Raw genomic sequence first — 18,733 nt, forward strand, 5'->3', positions numbered from 1 at the left:
GACGTTAAAACCCGTGCCCGCACGCTAGTAAGCCGCAGGACGCAGGTCAAGACGTCAGCAGCACGAACCAAGTTTTAACGCTAAGCAGACCGAACAGCCAGCAGCAGTCCCGTCGACCAGGTCAGCCGGACGGTGTGGAAGTCGGTGCGTTCGTCCAACTGAGCGAGGAGCCGCTCGACAGCGTCGCCGTGCCCCTCCGGCCAGTTGGCTTGCGGCAGCAGGTCGTCGACCAAGTACGTCCCGCCCCGTACTACGAGTTGCAACGCCCGCTCGAGATGCGTGAACTTCCCGGGCCAGGTGTCCGCGAAGACCAGGTCGAACGGTGGCCCGTCATACGCCTCCAGCCACTTCCCGCCGTCAGCGGTAGCGAAGGTCACCCGGGGGTCGCCGTCGAACTTTGCGCGGGGAATCGCCTGGACGGCCGGGTCGAGCTCGATCGAGACCAGACGTGATGCCGCATCCATCCCATCAAGCAGCCAGGCGGTGCCCTCGCCGGCGCCAGTACCCAGCTCAAGTACCCGGCCGCCCGGTCGGGCGGCAGCCAACACGGTCAGCAGGTTGCCGGTGCGCTCGTCGCAGGACATCGCGAAACCCGCGTCGAGTGCGGCGGCACGTAGTACAGGCAGGGCTTCGGGGAACCGGCGCGGGTTGTCGTCCATCTGGTTATTCGACCATTACCAGTGTGTTGTGCAGGCCGCTTGAGCCGTTGGGGCGGGGGGCTGCGCGGTCGGCGGTCTGGACTTCGCCGGTGGCGTCGGTGGCTCGGACAGTGAGTTTGTGGTTGCCGGGGGTTGCGGTCCAGCGGAACGTCCATTGGCGCCAGGTGTCGATGGTGTCCTGGGCGGCGAGGTTGGCGGGTTGCCATTCGCCGTCGTCGACCTGTACTTCGACCTTGGCGATGCCCCGGTGTTGCGCCCAGGCGACGCCGGCCGCGACGGCCGGGCCGGCCTTGATCCGGGCGAATCCCTTCGGCACGTCGATCCGGGACGAGGTCTTGATCGGCGCCTCGACGGACCAGCCGCGGTCGGTCCAGTAGGCGCTGAAGTCGGCGAACCTGGTGACCTCGAGGTCGACGACCCACTTGGTCGCGGACACGTAGCCATACAGTCCTGGTACGACCATGCGGACCGGGAAGCCGTGCTCGAAGGGGAGCGGCTCGCCGTTCATACCGACGGCGAGGATCGCGTCCCGGCCGTCGGTGAGCGCCTTGAGCGGCGTACCGATCGTCAGTCCGTCGACGCTGGTCGACTTGATCGCGTCGGCGTCACCTCGGACGCCGGCTTCGCGGAGCAGGTCGGCGATCGGTACGCCGATCCAGCGGGCGTTGCCGACGTACGGTCCGCCGACCTCGTTGGAGACGCAGGTGAGGGTGATGTCGCGCTCGATCAGCCGCCGGTCGAGGAGGTCGGCGAAGCTCAACCGGAGTTCACGATCGACCATGCCGTGGATCCGCAGGGACCAGGTGCGCGGATCGACCTTGGGCACGGTCAGCAGCGTGTCGACGCGATAGAAACTCGGATTCGGCGTGACGAACCGGCTCACCCCGGGAACCTCGGAGGCCACCCCCGCCGGCATCGCCCGAGCCCGGCTGGCCGGCACCGGAATCCTGATCCCCCGCCGCGTCGCCTCACTCACGCCGGCCGGAATCACCAGCGACGCCCCCAGCCCGCCCGCACCAGCCACACCAAGCGCCATCGCAGTGCCAAGAAACCTCCGCCGATCAAACCCCACCGGCCCCTCAGCCGCCCCTGCACCAGCCACGCGGGGTCGATCGACCTCGCCGCGGCGCGGATCGACCTCGCCGCGGCTCTGGTTGGGGCGAGGGTGGTCGAGCTCGGAGTGAGGGTGGTCGAGCTCGGAGTGAGGGTGGTCGAGCTCAGGGCGAGGGTGGAGGATGCGGAGGACGAGGAGGATGCTGATTGTTGCTACTAGCAACGTGATGATGCCGGGCAGGACTTGGACGAAGTGGTTGGGGGCGAGTGTCCGGCCGGTGGCGGCCGCCAGGATCGCGAGTATGCCGAGCAGGGCTGTCAATGCGACGGCGACGCGGGGTCTCGTCGCTCCGATCGCGCCTGCCAGCAAAGCGAAAACGGTCACCGCGAGCAGGACCACGCCGATCAGGACCGGCTTGTCGGCGGTACCGAGGTTCTTGACTGCAAAGTCCTTGGCAGCACCCGGCGCCAAGTCGATCAACTGCGTCCCCACGCCGACTACGGGAGACGTACCACCCGCCAGCGCCGCCGTCAGTTCACCGAGGCCCAGCCCCGCACCAGCGGCAAGCACCCCACCAACCGCTGCCAGCGCACGACGTCTCCTCGTAGTCATACCGGTACTTCGGACCACTCCCCACCGCGGATCGGTCAGCCCCCCACATTCCTTACCATCACCCCATGGATCCCAAGGCGAGCAGCCGCCTTCCGTGGTCAGGGCAATCTCTCGACGAGCCGTTCACCGGTGACCTGGTCGCGCTCGTCGAACAGCTCGCCGGCATCAACGCACAAACCCCGTGCGCGATCCGACCGTCCACCTCCTCACCCTCCGCCAGTACTGGCTCTGGCGCACCGCCCCCGAGCCCCCAGAACCGGCCGATCATCAGCCCGGATTGCGCGACCTCGCGCGCTCGTTCGCGGCCGCCTTCGGGCCGGCCACCGTTGACGACTTCGCCTACTGGTCCGGCGTCAAGAAGTCCGAAGCCCGGACCGTCGCAGACCGACTCGACCCGGCAGCCTGATCCAGCACGACCGAGTGATCGCCCACTGGACCTACCGCAAGAGCGAACTACCGACGCTGTCCCCGTGGGCACCACTCGACGCAAGCGCGGAAGCCAAATGGTCGCGGTTCGTCGAGTGGTGGACCCAGTGCGAGAGCTATGCGGTCAGGCGTAGGTAGTCGATGTTGAAGCCGCCCGTCTCGCAGAACAGGGTGAGTAGCTGGTCGCCGGCCGGCAGCGTCACCTGGGTGTGGATCGACTGGTAGGTTCCCCAGCCGCCAGTGCTCGGCACCGACACCTTCGCCAGTACCGCGCCGGACGCGTCCCGCAGCGAGATGGCATCCGGAGCCGTCGCGCCGGTGCCGTTCGCGACGCGGAGCTCCACGTCGTACGTGCCGGCGTTGGTGACGTCCAGCCGGTACTGGAGCCAGTTGCCCGCCGCCGTCCAGCCAACGTTCTTGCCGCCACTCGCGGCCGCGTTGTTCTCGACGAAGTTGGCGCCGCCATCGGTCCAGCCGTGCTGGGCGACGTACGCCTCCGCCTCGACCTTCTCGCCGACCGGCGTACCGTGCGGCGTCACCGTCACGTGGACGGTCACCTCATCACTCGCAGCGCCGTCGGTGACCCGGAACTTCAGGTCCTGCTTGCCGGCGGTCGTCGGGTGCAGCGTCACCAGGCCGCTGCGGTCGTCGACAGTGACGCCGGCGGGCAGGTCGACGGCGTAGAAGGCGAGCCTGTCGCGGTCCCGATCGGTCGCCGACAGTTGCACCTGGGTTGTGGCGTATTGATCCGCGACTACGTCCCCGACGGGGCGTAGTACCGGGGCGTGGTTGTGGTGCTGGGACGGGACGTCGCCCTTCCAGCGGTACGTCGCGTAGGAGTTGGCGGGGACCGTCGCGGTGAACGACTTGCCGGCGAGCACCACGCGCACGGTCGACGGCGTGGGGTTGCTGTTGCCGAGGATCGCGACGAAGTTGTCGCTGCGATCCTTGTAGACCACGTTGGCGATGCCGTTCGAGGTCGCGCTCGACTCGACCCGGGTGTGCTCCTTGCCCAGGTACTTCGCGAACTGGCCCATCGCGTAGAGCTCGTCGCGAACGGTGAAGGTCTGCGTGGTGGTGTCGACCTTGACGAGCCGGTTCGGCCACTTGGTGGTGCGGCCGACCTCTTCCCAGTCGACGTTGTTGTCACGCAGCGGCGTCCAGTGCAGGGTGCCGCCGTCCTGGTCGGTGGTCTGCGCCCACATCACGTACGACGAGGCGTCCAGCCGGAAGTAGTTCAGGATCGTGGCCGGGTTGAGATCGCTCGTCTCGGTCATGTGCACCGGCTTGCCGGTCTGCTCGTACGCGTCCCGCATGACGGTCGGGTGACCCCAGTACGGGTGGAACGCGATCGCGTCGGCGGCCTTGGCGGCCAACGGGTCGTTCAGGATCCGGTAGTAGTTCTTCGTCGCGGTGCTGTTCGGGTCGCGCCAGTCCCAGAAGTTGAAGTCGTGCACGTAGAGATCGGTGCCGAGGCCGGCCCGCTTCACCTCGCGCTTGATCGCGACCGCGAGCTTCTGCTGCTGCTCGACGCTGATGTCCATCGCGGGGTAGACGACGTCGATGCCCGGCTCGTTGAGCAGGGTCAGCGCGTCGACCTTGATGCCCTGCTTGGCGTAGGCCTGGATGTACTTGACGTAGTACCGGGCGAAGACGTCGATGCAGTCGTCGCGCAGCTTGCCCACCTGGTAGTACGACGTGCTGCCGGGCTTGAGGGCGACCTCGCCGGTGAACCGGTTGTTGGTCTTCATCCAGGCCGGCGCGCTCCACGCCGAGGCGAAGAAGGTCGCGCGCGGGTTGTAGCGCTTGATCAGTTTGGCCGTCTCGACGATGTGCAGGTCGACGTCACGCTTGATCGAGAAGTACTTGAGGTTCCAGTCCTCGACGCCTGCGGGCGGCTCGTCGTACGACCAGAACGGCAGGTGCTCGATCAGGTCCGGGCTGCCGATGGTGAGCCGGAACCGGTCCAGCCCGGCGCCGGTCTTCGGGTCCACGAGCAGCCGGATCGCGCGGTCGCGCTCGGCGGGCGTCAGCTTCCACAGGTTGGAGACGCTGGTCTCGTCGAGCGAGAAGCCGATACCGGAGTACTGCTGGCGCAGCGTGCTCGGGTCGACTACGACGGTGGCGTCCGTCGTACCGCCCTGGTCGCTGGTGACATAGCTGGTGGGCAGCGGCTGCCAGGCTTGCGCCGGGCCGCTGGAGTAGGTGCCTGTGACGGCGGCGCCGTGGTCGGGCCGGCTCGTCGTCGACGCCGGCCGGCCTGCGGTCGCGGGCAGGCCGACGGCCGCGAGCATGCTCCCGGCGGCCGCGGCGACAAGGACCGCCGCACTGATGGATCGCCTCACGATATCTCCTCGATTGGGCGGGGAAAGCGCTTGCTTCGAGCGGCGACTCTACTGTCCCGGAACGCATTGCACACCCCTCTCCCGGTTCCGGAACTTCTTCCGGGCAGCCGCATTCCTCGGCCGAGGGCGACCGGCCCGGCCGCCGGACTAGTCGGCGAGGCGGGTCAGGATCGCGATCAGCGACCGCCGCTCGGCGGCGGTGAGCTCGCTGAGCAACTCCTCCTCCATTGCCCGGATCTCGGCCCGTACTGCGACCAGTCGCGCCTCACCCGCCGGCGTCAGCCGGACCAGCCGGTTGCGCCGGTCCGCCGGATCCTGCTCGCGCACGACCAGCCCGTCCTCGACCAGCCCGTCGAGCAACGCGATCAGCCGCGACTTGTCGTACCCGATCGCGGTGGCGAGCCCGAGCTGGTTGATCCCCGGCTCCTTGGCCAGGTGGGTGAGGACGCCGTACCCCCACATCGAGAGCCCGTGCGCGCGCAGCAACGGCTCCTCGGCGAGGTACAGCCGCCGGGTGATCCGCCCGAACAGCGATCCCAGGTCTTCGCGCTGCATGGTTCGGATGATAGGCGTTGAACAATCGTAAGCAGATGCATATGATCTGCACGTGCATACTAATCTCAAACGCAGCTACACCCGGTCCCTCGCCATCGCGGCCTCGCCAGGGACCGTCTTCGACCTCGTCTCCGACCCGGCCGCCCTGCCCCGCTGGGCCCCCGGGTTCGCCCGCTCAGCCCGCCCGGACGGCGACCACTGGATCATCGAGAACGACCAGGGCGAGGCGAGAATCGTGGTCCGGTCCTCGCGCGAACACGGCACCGTCGACATCCTCTCGGCCGACGATCCGAGCCAGGGCGCCTACAGCCGAGTGTTACCGAACGGCAACGGCAGCGAGTACCAGTTCACGCTGCAGTTCCCCTCCGATGCGCCGGACGACGCCGTCACCGCGCAGCTGGCCGTTGTCGACGCCGAGCTCGAAGCGGTTCGCGGCCTTTGCGAGTGAAGTCACCGGGCGTGGGCGGGGCGTTTGCGGTTGCGGCGGCTGAGGAGGGCGAGGGTGAGGACGCCTGCGCAGCCGATCAGTAGGAGCAGAAGGGTCCACGGGATGGTCAGGACGTGAGCGGTTGCGGCTGTGGTGGGTTGCGGGGCTGACCTCGCGACGGGTACGACGCTGACCGTGCCGGTCAGTCGCAGGGCCGGTGGTACTCCGGGGATCGACGCGGCGACCTGCCAGGTTTCGCCGGGGAGCAGCTGGGGTGAATCTGCGAGTTGGCCCGGGCCGGCGGTGAAGACGCCGAAGGGACCGGTGACAGCGGCTGACTGACGGGCCGCGACGATGATGTTGCCGGTGTTGCGGACCGTGTAGGTGACGGCGACGCTGCCTTCGCCGAAGGGGTTCGGAGTACCGGAGTAGTGCACCTTGAGGTCTTCGACGGTCAGGGCCGGTTTGAGTTCGCCGCTGACTTGGAGGCGGATTTTGGTGGTGGTCAGGCGGTCCGTAGTACCGGCCTGCTGCACCAGGGTGACGATGCCGCCCAGGTGGTCGCCCGGTGTGGCGGTGTCGGGGAGCGCGAGGCGGAACGGTACGTCGACCGAGCGGCCGGCCGGGACGCGCACGGTGGTGTCGGCCAGCTGGATCCAGGCGCCGACATCTCGCGGCTGGGCCTCAGCGCTTCGCAGCTCGATGCTGCCGTCGTCGGCGGTGAAGGCGTCGGCGCCGTGCAACGTCGCTGTGAGCGGGGTCCGGCCGCGGTTGACGATCAGCAGGCCGTCGCGCAGTTGGCCGCCGCGCGGGAGGGCGTAGCTGAAGCTCGAGCGATTCGCGCCGAAGATGCCGGCGGCAGGCTTGATCTCCCACGGCGGCTTGTCAGCCGCGAGCGCACTCTGCGGCTGACCGACCGCGGGCAGGGCGAGGAGGAGGATGGCGATGGCACGGGTCACGGTGTGCAGGACCGTGGGCCCGCGGAGTACCGGCGGGTGCATCAGGTGTCCCTCGGACGATCGGACGGGAGACGTGCCGATGGGGCGGATTGCAGCGTCTTGCGCCTGGATGGAGCGCAGGTGAACGGCAGCCGGCGCAACGGCCGACCGGGGCGCAACAGTCGTGGCGGCGTTGCAGCTTGCGGCAACCCCGAACTGGTTTAGACCTCTGGCTCGATAGGGTGTGGCGACATTCGTCGGTGCGAGAGGCCCTCGGGGGGCATCGAGTACTAAGGGAGAATCTTGCAGATGAGAATTCGTCGTTTTGCTCTTGCGGTGGCCGGGCTCAGCCTGGTCACGGGGGCTGCCGCGGCCGGTCAGGCCGCAGCGGGCGTACAGAGCGATCCTGGTCCGCGCACCACGGCCGGGAAGTCCTTGGGGCAGACGCCGCAGACCAAGGCCGTCGCGGCAGCTTGCCAGGTCGCGGCCGGCGCCATCACCGCCACCGGACTGAACTCCAGCTACCTGGTCACCGCGACCAAGCCGGTTGGGGTTGCCCCGTTGGCGCCGTTCCAGCTGTTCGGCGCCCGTTCCAGCTCGACCTGGTACGCCTGGCGCACGCCGAAGGCCGTCACTTACTACGCGGGCTTCGTGCTGCAGGGCACCAACCTTTATGCCGGCGCGGAGACCTACTCGCGCCCCGAGGGCCAGCCGCCGGTGACCAGCTCGAAGAGGCTGGGCACGGGCTGGGGCGGCTTCACCGCTTTGACGAGCTCCAACTACTACGTCTCGGGCACCACGCGGCCGCACCTGTTCCTCTACGGCCTGCACACCAACGGCTCGCTGTACCGCTACAGCGTGAACGGCCCGACCGGCCCGATCACCAGCTACGGGAGCGCGCCGGGCTACGGGTCGTTCAAGTCGATCACCGTCATCTCCGAGACGCTCGGCTACGACACCATCCTGGCCACCACCAAGGCCGGCGCGCTGTGGACGATCCACCTCCCGGTGACCGCTCCGCTGAAGGGCACCCTGAAGGCGGTCCGCACGACCGGCTTCAAGAGCTACGACAAGCTCGTCGCCTCGCGCTGCGGCAGCAGCACGCTGCTCACCGGCTTCAACAACACGGCCAAGACGCTGACCGTGTTCGCGATGAGCAAGGCGAACGGCTCGAAGACCATCATCAACACGATCGGCAGCGCGCCGGCCACGCACAACGGGGTGACCCACTTCCTGTACACGGGCAGCGGCAGCCCGTCGCTGATCGGCGAGTAGTAAAAGGGAGACCGCAGCATGAGAATTCGTCGTTTCGCTGCCGTGGTGGCCGGGCTGAGCCTGGTCGCCGCGGCGGCGGCCGCCGGCCAGGCGACCGCCGACGTGCAGGGCAAGCCCGAGCCGGCCCGCAACGCGGCCGGCCGGACCGCGGCGCAGGGCCCGCAGGCCAAGGCCCAGGCCCAGGCCCAGACCAAGGCCGTGGCGGCAGCTTGCTACGCGTACTACGGCGGCATCACCGCTGACGGGCTGAACGGGAACTACAAGGTCACCGCCACCAGGCCGGTGGGCGTGACCAAGTACGCGCCGTTCAAGCTGTTCCCGGGCCGGGCCAGTTCCAGCTGGTACTACTGGCAGCCGTCGCCGAGCGTCGGCTACTACGCCGGTTTCGTGCTCCGGGCCGGCAACCTCTACGCGGGCGCCGAGACGTACTACAACGGCTCGAACACCCCGAAGACCAGCTCGAAGGTCCTGGGCGGCGGCTACGGCGGCTTCTACTCCCTGACCAGCGCCAATTACTACGTGCCGGGCACCACGAAGGATCACACCTTCCTGTACGCCCTGAACACGAACGGCTCGCTGTACCGGTACCGGGTCAACGGCCCGACCGGTCCGGTCGTCGCCGCCGGGCACGCGCCGGGCTACAACGGCTTCAAGGCGATCACCGTGATCTCCGAGTCGCCGACCTACGACACCCTGCTGGCCACCACCAAGGCCGGCGCCCTGTGGACGGTCCACCTGCCGGTGACCGCTCCGCTGAAGGGCACCCTGAAGGCGGTCCGCACGACCGGCTTCAAGGCCTACGACCAGCTCGTCGCCTCGCGGTGCGGCAACGGCACGCTGCTGACTGCCTTCGACAACACGGCGAACACACTCACCGTGTACGCCATGAGCAAGGCTGTGGGCTCGAAGACGGTTATCAACACGATCGGCACCGCTCCGGCCACGCAGAACGCGGAGGCGCACTTCCTCTACACGGGCAGCGGTAGCGACCCGATGGTCGGCGAGTGACCTTCGCCTGAACGTGCAGTACTTGCAGGAGCCCAGGTCGGTTGGCCTGGGCTCCTGTCATTCCTCGTCGAAGACGCGGAGCAACAAGGTGCGGTTGTGCGGGCGCCACAGAAACTCGCGGAACTGGTCCACTGGGCCGACCGGCCATCTCTTGAGGATGCTCAGCACGGCCGGGTCCTTGATCTGCTCGGCCAGCAAGCCGGGGTAGTCGGCCCAGGCGACCTTGAACGGCCGGTTCCACAGCTGCTCGACGCCGATCGTGACCGGCTCGGTCAGCTGCAACGCGTTGTGCATCGCCCCGAGCTTCTCGTACGCCGCATTGAGCGCCCGCTCGCGTTCCTGCCAGGTCCTGGCGTGGAGCACCTCGACCAGGATCGGCTGGAGTTCGGGTCCGCACTCCAGCCGGCCAAACGCCGTACCGAACCACTTCGAGTACGGCGCGTACTGCCGCTCCATCAGGAAACAGAGCCGCATCAGGTCGGTGACCAGGCGCGAACCGATCAGCGCCGACCCCAGCTCATCGCCGATCGAGCCGGTCCGGCCGACCAGGTTGATCTCCGGATGCACCCGCCACCAGCCCGCGATCAGCAGATAGAGCCAGACGTCGCGCGGGTAATAGGAGAGCCGGTCGCGAACGTCCTGCAGCCCGGCCTCATCGTGATGGACGGCGCCCGCGGTCAGCGTCCGCAGCGTCTGCTCGGGGAAGGTCAACCAGTCCTCGGCCGTCAGCTCGTTGTGGATGTCGACGTTGAGGGCGTCCCGGAAGTACCCGTCGATCGTGTGCACCCCGATCGACCCCAGTACGCCGGGCGCCGCCGCATCGACCGGCCGGCCCCGGTACTCCGCGGGCAGGTCGCGTTGCAACGTCTCGGCGACGGCCGGGTTCTCCTCGCGCAGGAAGAGCAGCACCCGCGGCTTCCAGTCGTGATCCGTCGACAGCTCGTCGTCGAACCCGAGCACCTCCGACCCGCGGCCGATCAACGCCGCGCTGTACGGGAGTACCGGGAACTTCGCCTCCAGGATCGGCCGCACCGCCTCGGAGTAGAACAGTCGGCTCAGCTCTAGTCCCGGAACGAAGTCAGCCATGCACTGTATTTTCCCAGAGGTCAGCGCTTGGCGACGACCGTGATGGTGACTGTTGCCCCTTGGGGCAGCATTGTGCCGGGAAAGGGCTCGACCTTGAGGAGATCGCCCGGCGTGTAGTTCGGGGACTCCAAGGTCTTGGTCTCGACCCGCAATCCGAGCCCACGCAGCAGATCGGCGTACTTCCGTCCGGAGCTGCCGTCGTCCTTCGAGGTCACGCCGTGCTGCTCCGGTACGCCGACCTGGTCCGGCAGCACCACGATCCGCTCGAGGATGCGATCGACCTCGGCCGCGCTGGTCGACGACTCCGCCGAGAACCAGACACCGGTCGACGGCAGCAGCACGATCCCCTGGCAGATCTGCGGTCCGCCGACGCTCGGCCTGCAGGTTGTCCGCTGCCGCTGGGCCCGGACGCCGTTGATCTGGAACTCCTCGTCCGGTTTGAAGCCGTACCTGTAGGCCGGCCCCGGCTCGCCATCCCCCACCTCGACGCTCTCCACACCGGCCGGCCGAGGAACGGCGCACAGCTGCGTCATCCACGCGTTGATCAGGACGGTGTCGGTCTGTGGAGTGCCACAGCGGGCCTGGTTCGTCCCCCACTCCCGCGGCACCGCGATGGCCACATGCCCGAGCCCGACCAGCCGGGTCCCGGCCGGCACGCCGTTTGTTGCCGTTGGCACCGGGTTGTTGTGGTTCGGCGACGTGCTCTTGGACGACGCCGGCACCTTCTCCCCTCCCGGCGCCACCAGCAGCGCGGTTCCACCGACGGCCGCGACCACACTCACCGCGGCGGCCAAGGAGATGACGGCCGTACGACGGCGCCTGCGTCGCGCGGCGCCTGCCCGCATCGCGTCGATCGGCGGCGGCCCGACGACGGTCCGGTCGCCGGCTCGTTCGAGCAGCTCGGTCAACTGGGATTCGTGCATCAGATTCCTCGCAGTTCTGCCAGGTTCGGGTCCTCGGCGAGCGTCTTCAGCGCCCGGGCGAGCCGGCTCTTCACCGTTCCGGTCGGGACGCCGAGGGTCGACGCCATCTGTTGCTCGCTGAGGTGTGCGTAGTACCGGAGTACGACGGCTGTCCGCTGTTCTCTGGTCAGCCGGTCCAGTGCCCGCATCACCGCATCGGAGTCGTCGACCCCTTCGGTCTGGTCGGCGCCGGCCAACTCCGGAAGCACCTCCGCCGGACGCTCCCCGGTCCAGCGACGGCGTCTCGACGAGATGAACTGATTGATCAGCACCCGATGCACATACGCGTTGCGATCCTCCGCGACCCGCACCTTGTCCCACTTGAGCAGACACCGCTCCAACGTGCTCTGCACCAGATCCTCACCCTCGGCCACGGAACACCCCAGCAACACAGCCGCCCGCACCAGACTCGCCCAGCGCGCCGCCACATAGTCACCGAAATCGTCTTCCCCGCCCACAACTCCCCCGCTCTACCCGGCTCTCTCACCTAGTAGACAGCCTGGCCCGGGCCAGAGGTTCCCTGGCTTTCCGGCGGTCGGGCATTTGGTTCAGACGGACGCTGGGGAGGAGGCGTCGGGGACTAGCAAGGTTGGGGTGCCGGTTGAGTTGGCTGGGACCGACCAGATGTCTGAGGTTGTGTTGTGGTGGAGGGCGTAGAGGACCGTCCCGTTGTCGCGCCAGAGAGGCTGGTCGTCGATGGGTCGGGTCTCGGCGGGGTGGGTGACTTGGTGGCTGGTGAGGTCCAGGACCGCCAGCCGCCAACTGCCGTCGGCGGTCTTTTGTTTGTAGGCGACTCGCCGCCCGTCCGGGGACAGGGACGGACATTCGACGTTCTGGGCGACCGCATTGCCTCGGTAGCCGTGGTAGTCGGCCTTGATCAGGTACGTCTTTCCCTTGCTGCCCATCGTCACGTAGAAGGTGTTGCCGTCGGCAGCGAACGTGATGCCCCAGTAATTGATGTCCGAGGCGAAGTAGCGCTTGCCGTCGACGAAGACCGGCAGTTCCTCGATGCTCTTGAGCAGAGTCGTGCTACGAAGGTCGTAGAGCCCGGTACGGGTCGAGAAGCCCGTCGCCGAGTACGAGTCGCCGGTGACGAAGACGGTCCAGTTGACGATGTTCCCGTCGGGCGAGACCCGGGCGCGGCTCGGCGTACCGGGCAAGGTTTCCTGGTGCTTCACCTTCAGGTCCGGACCGAGCACCAGCATCTCGGTGAACGGCGGCAACGAGCCAGGCTTCAACCGCAGGCAGATACTCGTACTACGAGCCGTCGCAAACCGATCGCAACGCAACTCCCCGACCTGCCGAGCACCAGAAGGATCACCGGCCGGTACCACCGCCAGCTTCCCTTCATCCGGCCCCGACGCAAGGTTCCGGAAGTACAAGTTGCCCGGGGCAATCGCCATCTGCCCCGACATCACCGGCCGCGCGTTGACCGCCGGCCCGCCACCACGCGCCTGTACGACGTACAGGACCCCGGCGCCCAGGAGCAACACGATGCCGAGCACACCGGTGAGGACCTTCTTCATCGTGCTTCCTTCCAGGGCCGGACGACCGCGGCCGCGATCGTGACCAGCAACAGAGCCGCCGTAGTAGCCAGCAAGGCCGGCCGCAGATCCCACAGCGTCCACACGAGGCCCACCAACACCGCCGACACCATCCGGGCCAACGCCTGTCCGGTCTGAAGCAGCGCCAGCCCACTAGCCCGCAAGTGCTCAGGCAGCAAAGGACCGGCCGCAGCAGGCAGTACTCCGTCAGTAGCCGCGTAGAAAGCGCCATGCAACCCCAACGCCACCACCGCAAGCAGCGGACTCTTCACCGGCCCGCACAGCAACAGCAAAGCGAGCACCAGCGCCCCATGCCCAGCCAGGAAGAGCTTCCACCGCCCAACCCGGTCGGCCAGCCGCCCCAGCGGGACAGCCAGCAGCAGGAAGGTCCCCGCAGTACCGATCGGCAGCAGCGGGAACAGCGCAGTACTGACCTCCCACCGCCGCTGCAACGCCAGGTAGACAAAGGAGTCAGTGATAGTGACGAGCCCGAGCATCGCCGCCCATCCGCAAGTCCGGCGGAAGGCCTTGATGCTCAGCAAACCAAGCATCCCCCGCAGAGGCACAGCAGTAGCCGGTCCCAGGCGCGGATGATCCTTGACGAGCATCACCAACAGCAGCACCCCACAGCAAGCGATGCAGAAGCTGCCGACGAAGACGGCGTTGAAGTCACCCAGACTCGCCCACAAGACGCCGGCCGCGACCAGCGGCCCGAGAAACGCGCCCAACGTATCCAGTGCCCGATGGACGCCGAACGCCCGGCCCAGCTTCGAAGGCTCGGTGCTCAGCGAGATCAACGCGTCCCGGGGCGCGGTGCGGATACCTTTTCCGGCCCGGTCGACCGCAAGCACTCCCCCGATCGCCGCGACCGAGGATCCGGCCGCCAGCAGCCCGAGCTTGCAGATCGCTGACAGCCCGTAGCCGATGCCGGCGACGGCTTTGAGCCGCCGCCAGCGATCGGCCACGTGCCCGCCGACGAGTCGCAGTACTGCGGTCGCCCCGGCATAGAGCCCGTCCAGCAGACCGAACTGCAAGGGGTTGAGGCCCAGCCCGATCACCAGGTAGAGCGGCAGGATCGCCGTCACCATCTCGGAGGAGATGTCGGTGACCAGGCTGACCACACCGAGGGCCAGCACATTGGCCGGCACCCGGCGCCACAACCGGCCGGTCTGTTCTGTCTGAGACGGACTGCTACCGCGAGTCTCGGCGAGATACATCAGCCCGGCCTGTCAGTGGCAGGTGTAGGTCGGGCTGCTGTCCAGTACCTGCCGGTCGAGGTCGATCAGCTGGCTCTGGAAGGTGGTGTCGGTCATCGAGAGCTTCAGCACGCCGAAGGTCTCGAGCAGCTTGGCGGTCGTCGGGTGCGCGGTCTTCGGCGGGTACAGCTCCTTGCCGCCGGTACCACCGATGATCTCGACCGGCCCGTTCGGATCGGCCACTCCGCTCTTGTTCTGCGGCAGGAACCGCTCGTAGTGGTGGTCGTGACCGTTCAGCACCAGGTCGACCTTCGCGCCGACCAAGACGTCCCAGAGTTGCGCGGCACCCGCATTGTCACCGTGATCGCCGGAACTGAAGCGCGGGTGGTGGTAGTACGCCGCGATGCAGCCCTTGGTGTTGGCGGCCAGGTCCGACTTCAGCCAGGTGAGCTGGGCCGGCTCGGCGGCCACCATGGACTCCTTGACGAAGTCGTTCGAGTCGAGGGCGATGAAGTGCCAGTTGCCCTTCTCCCAGCTGTAGTACCGCTTGCCCAGCGGCTTCGCGATCGCCGGCCCGAAGTACCGGTCGTACCCGTCGTACGACGGCTCGGCGTAGGTCTCGTGGTTGCCGGGGATCGGCTTGGTGATCGACTTGAACCGGCCCCACGACTTGTCGTAGTAGTTCTGGAAGTCGGACAGATGCGCGTCGTCGTACTGGTTGTCGCCCATCGTGATCACGTTGGCCGGCTTGATCAGGTCGACCAGGTTCGCGGTCTTCGGGTGAATGCAGTCCGACGAGGACGCGGTGCACTGATCCGCGATGTCACCGGCCGCTGCCAGGACGAACGCCCCGGTACCACCCGCGCCGGTCGTGACCGTGATCGCGGCACTCGCCGCGGACAGGTTGCCGGCCAGATCGCGAGCACGGACGGAGTACTGGTACGACGTAGTGGGCGTCAGCCCGGAATCGTTGTACTGCGTGCCGCTGACCGTCGTGACCACGACCCCGTTACGCAGTACGTCGTACCCGCTGACGCCGACGTTGTCCGTCGACGCCGTCCACGACAAGTTGGCGGTTGTCGCGGTCACGGCCGTAGCCGTCAAACCTGTCGGCACCGAAGGCGCCTGGGTGTCACCGCTCGAGTCGGCGGTGCCGTAGACCTCCAGCTCGTACAGCGAGTAGCCGTACGAGGTACCGCGCTGCGTCCCGACCAGGCGGACAAACCGTCCGTGGCCGGTCAGACCGGTCAGGTCGTCGGTCGCGCCGTTGCCGCTGGTCACCGACTTGATCGTGGTGAAGTTGGTCCCGTCATCGGAGACCTCGATCCGGTACGCCTTGCCGTAGGCGGCTTCCCAGCTCAGTTTGACCCGGGTCACCGAGGCCGGCTGCCCGAGATCGACGCGGATCCACTGCGGATCGATGCCCTCGGTGCTGCCCCAGCGGGTCGACAGGTTGCCGTCGACGGCCTTGTCGCCGGTCAGCGAGGTGGTTTCGTTGCTGGAGGTGAGTACTGGTTTCTGCCGGGACAACAGCACATCGGCTGTGGTCCCCGCGGTGGCCTGGCTGACGCTCACGCCGACCACCAGCATTAGCGACAACAAGATTGCCGAACTTCGGATCCGTCTGGACATGTGACCAACTCCTGGGGGCGGGTCGGGAGAATTGTTAGGAAAGTTACCTAACAGATAATCGATCGTCAATGGCCCGCGACCCCTGGTCCCCACCAAACAAGCCGACGGCGAGGAGATCGTCGACGGCCGGGCCCGTCGGTACTACCGCCTGACCGACGAGGGCAACGCGGCCCTGCAGCGCGAAGCCCTGCGCATGCAGCAGGCGGCCCACGTCGTCATCGACCGCACTCCGCGGACGGCACAGGCATGAATCGGCTGGTACTCCGCGTCTACCCCAAGTCCTACCGCGATGCCCACGGTGGCGCGGCCTCCAACTGGCTGCCCTCTGGCTCGCGCTGCTGGCGCTGACGCCTTATCTGCAAGACGTCTGGAACTGGACCCTGCACATCGACCCGCCGGCGCACGCGGTCAACTTCCACTTCAACGGCTGGCGGCGCTCTACGTCGTCGCCGTCTGCACCCCTTGGGGCCAGTCCGCGGAGAACTCCCTGCTCGTCGGGTACGCCGATCCGGCGCTGATCTTCCACACCGTGTACTCCGTCGGCCCACCACCGCTCAAGTTCGAAGAGCTCACCACCGTCGTCGGCCTGACGCTGATCCTGCTCGTCGCTCTCCTCCGCCGGCAGTGGATTCTCGCCGTAGCAGGCCTCGGCGTACCTGTCGCGACGTTCGCCTGGCACCGCCCGAGCGACGCCATCGGCGCGATCTGCGGCGGCGCGCGGACGGATTCCTACCCTCGCTCGTTCGTCTTCATCGCCACCGGTCTGCTGTGCGCGGTCATCGTCTGGTTCACGGTCGCCCGTCGATCCCCCGCAGACGTCACGGTCGGCCGTACGTCTCCAGGAGACGCAGCCAGATCTCGCTGATCGTCGGGTACGCCGGTACCGCGTGCCACAGCCGGTCGAGTGGGACCTCGCCGACCACCGCAATGGTTGCCGCCTGCAACAGGTCCGAGACATCCGGCCCGACGAAGGTGACGCCGAGAATCACCTTGCGCTGCTCGTCCACCACCATCCGCGCGGTGCCCTTGTAGCCGTCGGCGTGCACGCTGGCGCCCGAGACGTTGCCGATCTCGTAGTCGACGACGCGGGTCTGGTAGCCGGCCTTCTCCGCCGCGGCCGCGGTGAGACCGACCGACGCGACCTCGGGGTCGGTGAAGGTGACCTGCGGTACGGCTTGGTGGTCCGCCGTCGCCACATGGGTCCCCCACGGCGCGTCCGACACCGGCTTCCCCTTGGCGCGGGCAGCGATCACATCACCGGCCGCGCGAGCCTGGTACTTGCCCTGGTGAGTCAGCAGAGCGCGATGGTTGACATCGCCCCCGGCGTACAGCCAGTCGAAGCCACGAACCAGCAAGGTGTCGTCGACGTCGAGCCAGCTGCCCGGCTCGAGCCCGATGTTCTCCAAGCCGATGTCCCCGGTACGCGGGGTACGGCCGGTCGCGACGAGGACCTCCTGGGCGGAGACGGTCGAACCGTCACTCAACTCCAGTACGACCTCGTCATCAAGCCGCTTCACGCTCTTCGTCCCTGTGTTGAGCAACAAGGTCGCGCCGAGCTCACGCAGTCCGTCGGCCACCTGCTCACCGGCGAACGGCTCCATCGCTTCGAGCAGCCCACTGCGGGCGATCACCGTGACCGCAGTACCGAAGCCTGCGTACGCCGAGGCCATCTCGACGGCGACCACGCCGCCACCGATGATCGCCAGGCTGCTCGGGACCGTCTTCACGCTGGTCGCGTCCCGGCTCACCCACGGGTCGGCCTCGCGCAGACCCGGGATGTCGGGGATGAGCGAGTCGGAACCGGTCGAGATGACGACCGCGTGCCGTGCGGTGAGTACCTGGTCTCCGACGGTCACCTGCTTCTCACCGGTGATCCGCCCGTGACCGCGGACCAGCGAGATACCGGCCCCGTCGACCCACTCGACCTGGCCGTCGTCCTTCCAGTGGCTGGTGAACTCGTCGCGCCGGTCGAGCACGGCCTGGACGTCGAGTTCACCGGTCACGGCCTGGGCGGCACCCGGCACGCGTCGCGCGGCCCGGAGTACCTGGGCTGAACGCAGTAGCGCCTTCGAGGGCATGCAGGCCCAGTAGGAACACTCGCCGCCGACCAGTTCGCTCTCCACGATCACCGCGGTCAGACCGCCCTTGACCGCGCGGTCGGCGACATTCTCCCCGACCGCGCCGGCGCCCAGCACGATGACGTCGTACTCCGTAGTTGCCATGCCGCCCATCGTCCCAGCCCCCGGTCAGCGCCCTGGCAGCCGGGTGACCACTTCCTGTACCACCCAGCCGTTGCCGTCGGGGTCGCTGAACGAGAGCCACGAACCGTAGCTGCGCCGGTCGGGGTCCGGGCCGGCTGCCCGGTTCGCGTCGCCGGCGTGGTGGAAGACACCGTCGGCGTCGTGCCAGACCTCACTGACGTCGGCGCCCTTCGCGATCAGCTCTTCCCGCGCCGCCTCGATGTCCTTGACCACCAACTGCAGCCCCTGCAACGAGCCGGGCTCGCCGTTGGAGACGCCGTCGCCGAAGATGACGGAGGCGTCCGAGCCCGGCGGCGTCACCTGGACGACCCGGAACCCCTTCTCGGTGGCGAAGTCGGCGTCGAGCCGCCAGCCGAGCTGCTCGTAGAAGGCCTTCGCCTTGTCGACGTCGCTGACGGGGATGACCACTACCTCAAGTTTCATGTCCATAGCTGGAAGGTAGGAGCCGGGCCGCGGGCTTCGCGCCCGTCAGATGACGCTGTCCGTGTACGTCACTCCTCACACCTGCTCTCAGGACCGGGCGACGGGCGTGAGGTTGTGTTCATCAGGACGTTACGAGCGATGGCTTGGGGTGAAACACGGCCGTCGTGGACTGGTAAACGACCCGCCGACGAGGGCGGGGCGCCCCTAGGGTTCCGCTCCGGCAGTACATCGGAGGACTGGTCCGAGAGGGGAGACGGCACCGGTCCGCCGGAGCCGTTCCACGGCGGGACAAAAGCCCGGGAGGCCTTGATGGCCCCGGGCTGCCGTGCG

General features: G+C 67.8%; 18 protein-coding genes, 1 pseudogene and 1 riboswitch. Of the genes and pseudogenes, 6 read left to right on the top strand and 13 right to left on the bottom strand.

All coding sequences use genetic code 11. From position 1 onward, the window contains the following. Nucleotides 1–80: 80 nt before the first annotated feature. On the bottom strand, nt 81–659 hold the full coding sequence (locus ACIA12_RS15450; protein ID WP_396367620.1) for an O-methyltransferase: 579 nt from the start codon (nt 657–659) through the stop codon (nt 81–83). A gap of 4 nt (nt 660–663) precedes the next feature. Continuing rightward, the gene (locus ACIA12_RS15455) at nt 664–2,325 is read right to left on the bottom strand and encodes a molybdopterin-dependent oxidoreductase (RefSeq protein ID WP_396367621.1); all 1,662 of its coding nucleotides are present in this window, start codon (nt 2,323–2,325) and stop codon (nt 664–666) included. A 163-nt stretch (nt 2,326–2,488) separates the two neighbouring features. Here ACIA12_RS15455 and ACIA12_RS15460 point away from each other — a divergent pair. Further along, nucleotides 2,489–2,731 (top strand): annotated as a pseudogene (locus ACIA12_RS15460) (DNA glycosylase AlkZ-like family protein); the annotation flags it as partial. A gap of 136 nt (nt 2,732–2,867) precedes the next feature. Here the strand turns inward: ACIA12_RS15460 and ACIA12_RS15465 are convergent. Then, nucleotides 2,868–5,096, bottom strand: a complete 2,229-nt coding sequence (locus ACIA12_RS15465; RefSeq protein WP_396367622.1) for a carbohydrate-binding protein — start codon at nt 5,094–5,096, stop codon at nt 2,868–2,870. Nucleotides 5,097–5,243: 147 nt separating this feature from the next. Beyond that, a complete protein-coding gene (locus ACIA12_RS15470) occupies nt 5,244–5,651 on the bottom strand; it encodes a MarR family winged helix-turn-helix transcriptional regulator (RefSeq protein WP_396367623.1) in 408 nt (135 codons plus the stop codon). 52 nt (nt 5,652–5,703) lie between these two features. On the opposite strand from ACIA12_RS15470, the gene ACIA12_RS15475 reads away from it, so the two are divergent. Continuing rightward, entirely contained in the window at nt 5,704–6,099 is a 396-nt protein-coding gene (locus tag ACIA12_RS15475) for an SRPBCC family protein (protein ID WP_396367624.1), read from the top strand. Between the two features lie 2 nt (nt 6,100–6,101). On the opposite strand, the gene ACIA12_RS15480 is transcribed toward ACIA12_RS15475, so the two are convergent. Then, nucleotides 6,102–7,079 carry a WxL protein peptidoglycan domain-containing protein gene (locus ACIA12_RS15480; protein ID WP_396367625.1) on the bottom strand — a complete coding sequence of 326 codons (978 nt, stop codon included), beginning with the start codon at nt 7,077–7,079 and terminating at the stop codon, nt 6,102–6,104. Between the two features lie 246 nt (nt 7,080–7,325). Here ACIA12_RS15480 and ACIA12_RS15485 point away from each other — a divergent pair, with 246 nt between their 5' ends. Then, entirely contained in the window at nt 7,326–8,291 is a 966-nt protein-coding gene (locus ACIA12_RS15485) for a hypothetical protein (protein ID WP_396367626.1), read from the top strand. A gap of 18 nt (nt 8,292–8,309) precedes the next feature. Then, nucleotides 8,310–9,299 (top strand): hypothetical protein, encoded by a 990-nt coding sequence (locus ACIA12_RS15490; RefSeq protein WP_396367627.1) that lies wholly within the window; start codon nt 8,310–8,312, stop codon nt 9,297–9,299. Nucleotides 9,300–9,356: 57 nt separating this feature from the next. On the opposite strand, the gene ACIA12_RS15495 is transcribed toward ACIA12_RS15490, so the two are convergent. Then, nucleotides 9,357–10,385 carry a DUF4037 domain-containing protein gene (locus ACIA12_RS15495; RefSeq protein ID WP_396367628.1) on the bottom strand — a complete coding sequence of 343 codons (1,029 nt, stop codon included), beginning with the start codon at nt 10,383–10,385 and terminating at the stop codon, nt 9,357–9,359. Between the two features lie 20 nt (nt 10,386–10,405). Further along, nucleotides 10,406–10,918: a PASTA domain-containing protein gene (locus ACIA12_RS15500; RefSeq protein ID WP_396367629.1), complete on the bottom strand. Its 513-nt coding sequence runs from the start codon at nt 10,916–10,918 to the stop codon at nt 10,406–10,408. A gap of 29 nt (nt 10,919–10,947) precedes the next feature. Between ACIA12_RS15500 and ACIA12_RS15505 the strand changes: the two genes are divergently transcribed. Next, on the top strand, nt 10,948–11,187 hold the full coding sequence (locus ACIA12_RS15505; RefSeq protein WP_396367630.1) for a hypothetical protein: 240 nt from the start codon (nt 10,948–10,950) through the stop codon (nt 11,185–11,187). Nucleotides 11,188–11,307: 120 nt separating this feature from the next. On the opposite strand, the gene ACIA12_RS15510 is transcribed toward ACIA12_RS15505, so the two are convergent. The 4 genes from ACIA12_RS15510 to ACIA12_RS15525 all read right to left on the bottom strand — a co-directional run bounded on the left by ACIA12_RS15510 (nt 11,308) and on the right by ACIA12_RS15525 (nt 15,662). Next, nucleotides 11,308–11,805, bottom strand: coding sequence for a SigE family RNA polymerase sigma factor (locus ACIA12_RS15510; RefSeq protein ID WP_396367631.1), 498 nt, complete (start codon nt 11,803–11,805; stop codon nt 11,308–11,310). A 90-nt stretch (nt 11,806–11,895) separates the two neighbouring features. Further along, complete coding sequence (locus tag ACIA12_RS15515; RefSeq protein WP_396367632.1) at nt 11,896–12,873, bottom strand: hypothetical protein; 978 nt, start codon at nt 12,871–12,873, stop codon at nt 11,896–11,898. Then, complete coding sequence (locus ACIA12_RS15520; RefSeq protein ID WP_396367633.1) at nt 12,870–14,108, bottom strand: MFS transporter; 1,239 nt, start codon at nt 14,106–14,108, stop codon at nt 12,870–12,872. The genes ACIA12_RS15515 and ACIA12_RS15520 overlap by 4 nt, the downstream gene beginning before the upstream one ends. Nucleotides 14,109–14,120: 12 nt before the next feature. Further along, nucleotides 14,121–15,662 (bottom strand): discoidin domain-containing protein, encoded by a 1,542-nt coding sequence (locus ACIA12_RS15525; RefSeq protein WP_396367634.1) that lies wholly within the window; start codon nt 15,660–15,662, stop codon nt 14,121–14,123. A 346-nt stretch (nt 15,663–16,008) separates the two neighbouring features. Here ACIA12_RS15525 and ACIA12_RS15530 point away from each other — a divergent pair, with 346 nt between their 5' ends. Continuing rightward, nucleotides 16,009–16,584 carry a hypothetical protein gene (locus ACIA12_RS15530; RefSeq protein WP_396367635.1) on the top strand — a complete coding sequence of 192 codons (576 nt, stop codon included), beginning with the start codon at nt 16,009–16,011 and terminating at the stop codon, nt 16,582–16,584. On the opposite strand, the gene ACIA12_RS15535 is transcribed toward ACIA12_RS15530, so the two are convergent. Together ACIA12_RS15535 and ACIA12_RS15540 are read right to left on the bottom strand one after the other, a co-directional pair. Then, entirely contained in the window at nt 16,538–17,941 is a 1,404-nt protein-coding gene (locus ACIA12_RS15535; RefSeq protein WP_396367636.1) for a dihydrolipoyl dehydrogenase family protein, read from the bottom strand. The genes ACIA12_RS15530 and ACIA12_RS15535 overlap by 47 nt on opposite strands. A gap of 24 nt (nt 17,942–17,965) precedes the next feature. Next, complete coding sequence (locus tag ACIA12_RS15540; RefSeq protein WP_363832254.1) at nt 17,966–18,409, bottom strand: VOC family protein; 444 nt, start codon at nt 18,407–18,409, stop codon at nt 17,966–17,968. A gap of 187 nt (nt 18,410–18,596) precedes the next feature. Beyond that, a riboswitch (guanidine-I (ykkC/yxkD leader) is annotated at nt 18,597–18,708 on the top strand. Nucleotides 18,709–18,733: the final 25 nt, after the last annotated feature.

The sequence above is a fragment of the Kribbella sp. NPDC051620 genome (genome assembly GCF_044453825.1).
Taxonomy (GTDB): Bacteria; Actinomycetota; Actinomycetes; order Propionibacteriales; family Kribbellaceae; genus Kribbella.

Bases quoted from the DNA above. Each gene is read 5' to 3' on its own strand.
- ACIA12_RS15450 (WP_396367620.1), bottom strand. From the start codon at position 659: ATGGACGACAACCCGCGCCGGTTCCCCGAAGCCCTGCCTGTACTACGT.
- ACIA12_RS15455 (WP_396367621.1), bottom strand. From the start codon at position 2,325: ATGACTACGAGGAGACGTCGTGCGCTGGCAGCGGTTGGTGGGGTGCTT.
- ACIA12_RS15470 (WP_396367623.1), bottom strand. From the start codon at position 5,651: ATGCAGCGCGAAGACCTGGGATCGCTGTTCGGGCGGATCACCCGGCGG.
- ACIA12_RS15480 (WP_396367625.1), bottom strand. From the start codon at position 7,079: ATGCACCCGCCGGTACTCCGCGGGCCCACGGTCCTGCACACCGTGACC.
- ACIA12_RS15485 (WP_396367626.1), top strand. From the start codon at position 7,326: ATGAGAATTCGTCGTTTTGCTCTTGCGGTGGCCGGGCTCAGCCTGGTC.
- ACIA12_RS15490 (WP_396367627.1), top strand. From the start codon at position 8,310: ATGAGAATTCGTCGTTTCGCTGCCGTGGTGGCCGGGCTGAGCCTGGTC.
- ACIA12_RS15495 (WP_396367628.1), bottom strand. From the start codon at position 10,385: ATGGCTGACTTCGTTCCGGGACTAGAGCTGAGCCGACTGTTCTACTCC.
- ACIA12_RS15500 (WP_396367629.1), bottom strand. From the start codon at position 10,918: ATGACGCAGCTGTGCGCCGTTCCTCGGCCGGCCGGTGTGGAGAGCGTC.
- ACIA12_RS15515 (WP_396367632.1), bottom strand. From the start codon at position 12,873: ATGAAGAAGGTCCTCACCGGTGTGCTCGGCATCGTGTTGCTCCTGGGC.
- ACIA12_RS15520 (WP_396367633.1), bottom strand. From the start codon at position 14,108: ATGTATCTCGCCGAGACTCGCGGTAGCAGTCCGTCTCAGACAGAACAG.
- ACIA12_RS15530 (WP_396367635.1), top strand. From the start codon at position 16,009: ATGCCCACGGTGGCGCGGCCTCCAACTGGCTGCCCTCTGGCTCGCGCT.
- ACIA12_RS15535 (WP_396367636.1), bottom strand. From the start codon at position 17,941: ATGGCAACTACGGAGTACGACGTCATCGTGCTGGGCGCCGGCGCGGTC.
- ACIA12_RS15540 (WP_363832254.1), bottom strand. From the start codon at position 18,409: ATGGACATGAAACTTGAGGTAGTGGTCATCCCCGTCAGCGACGTCGAC.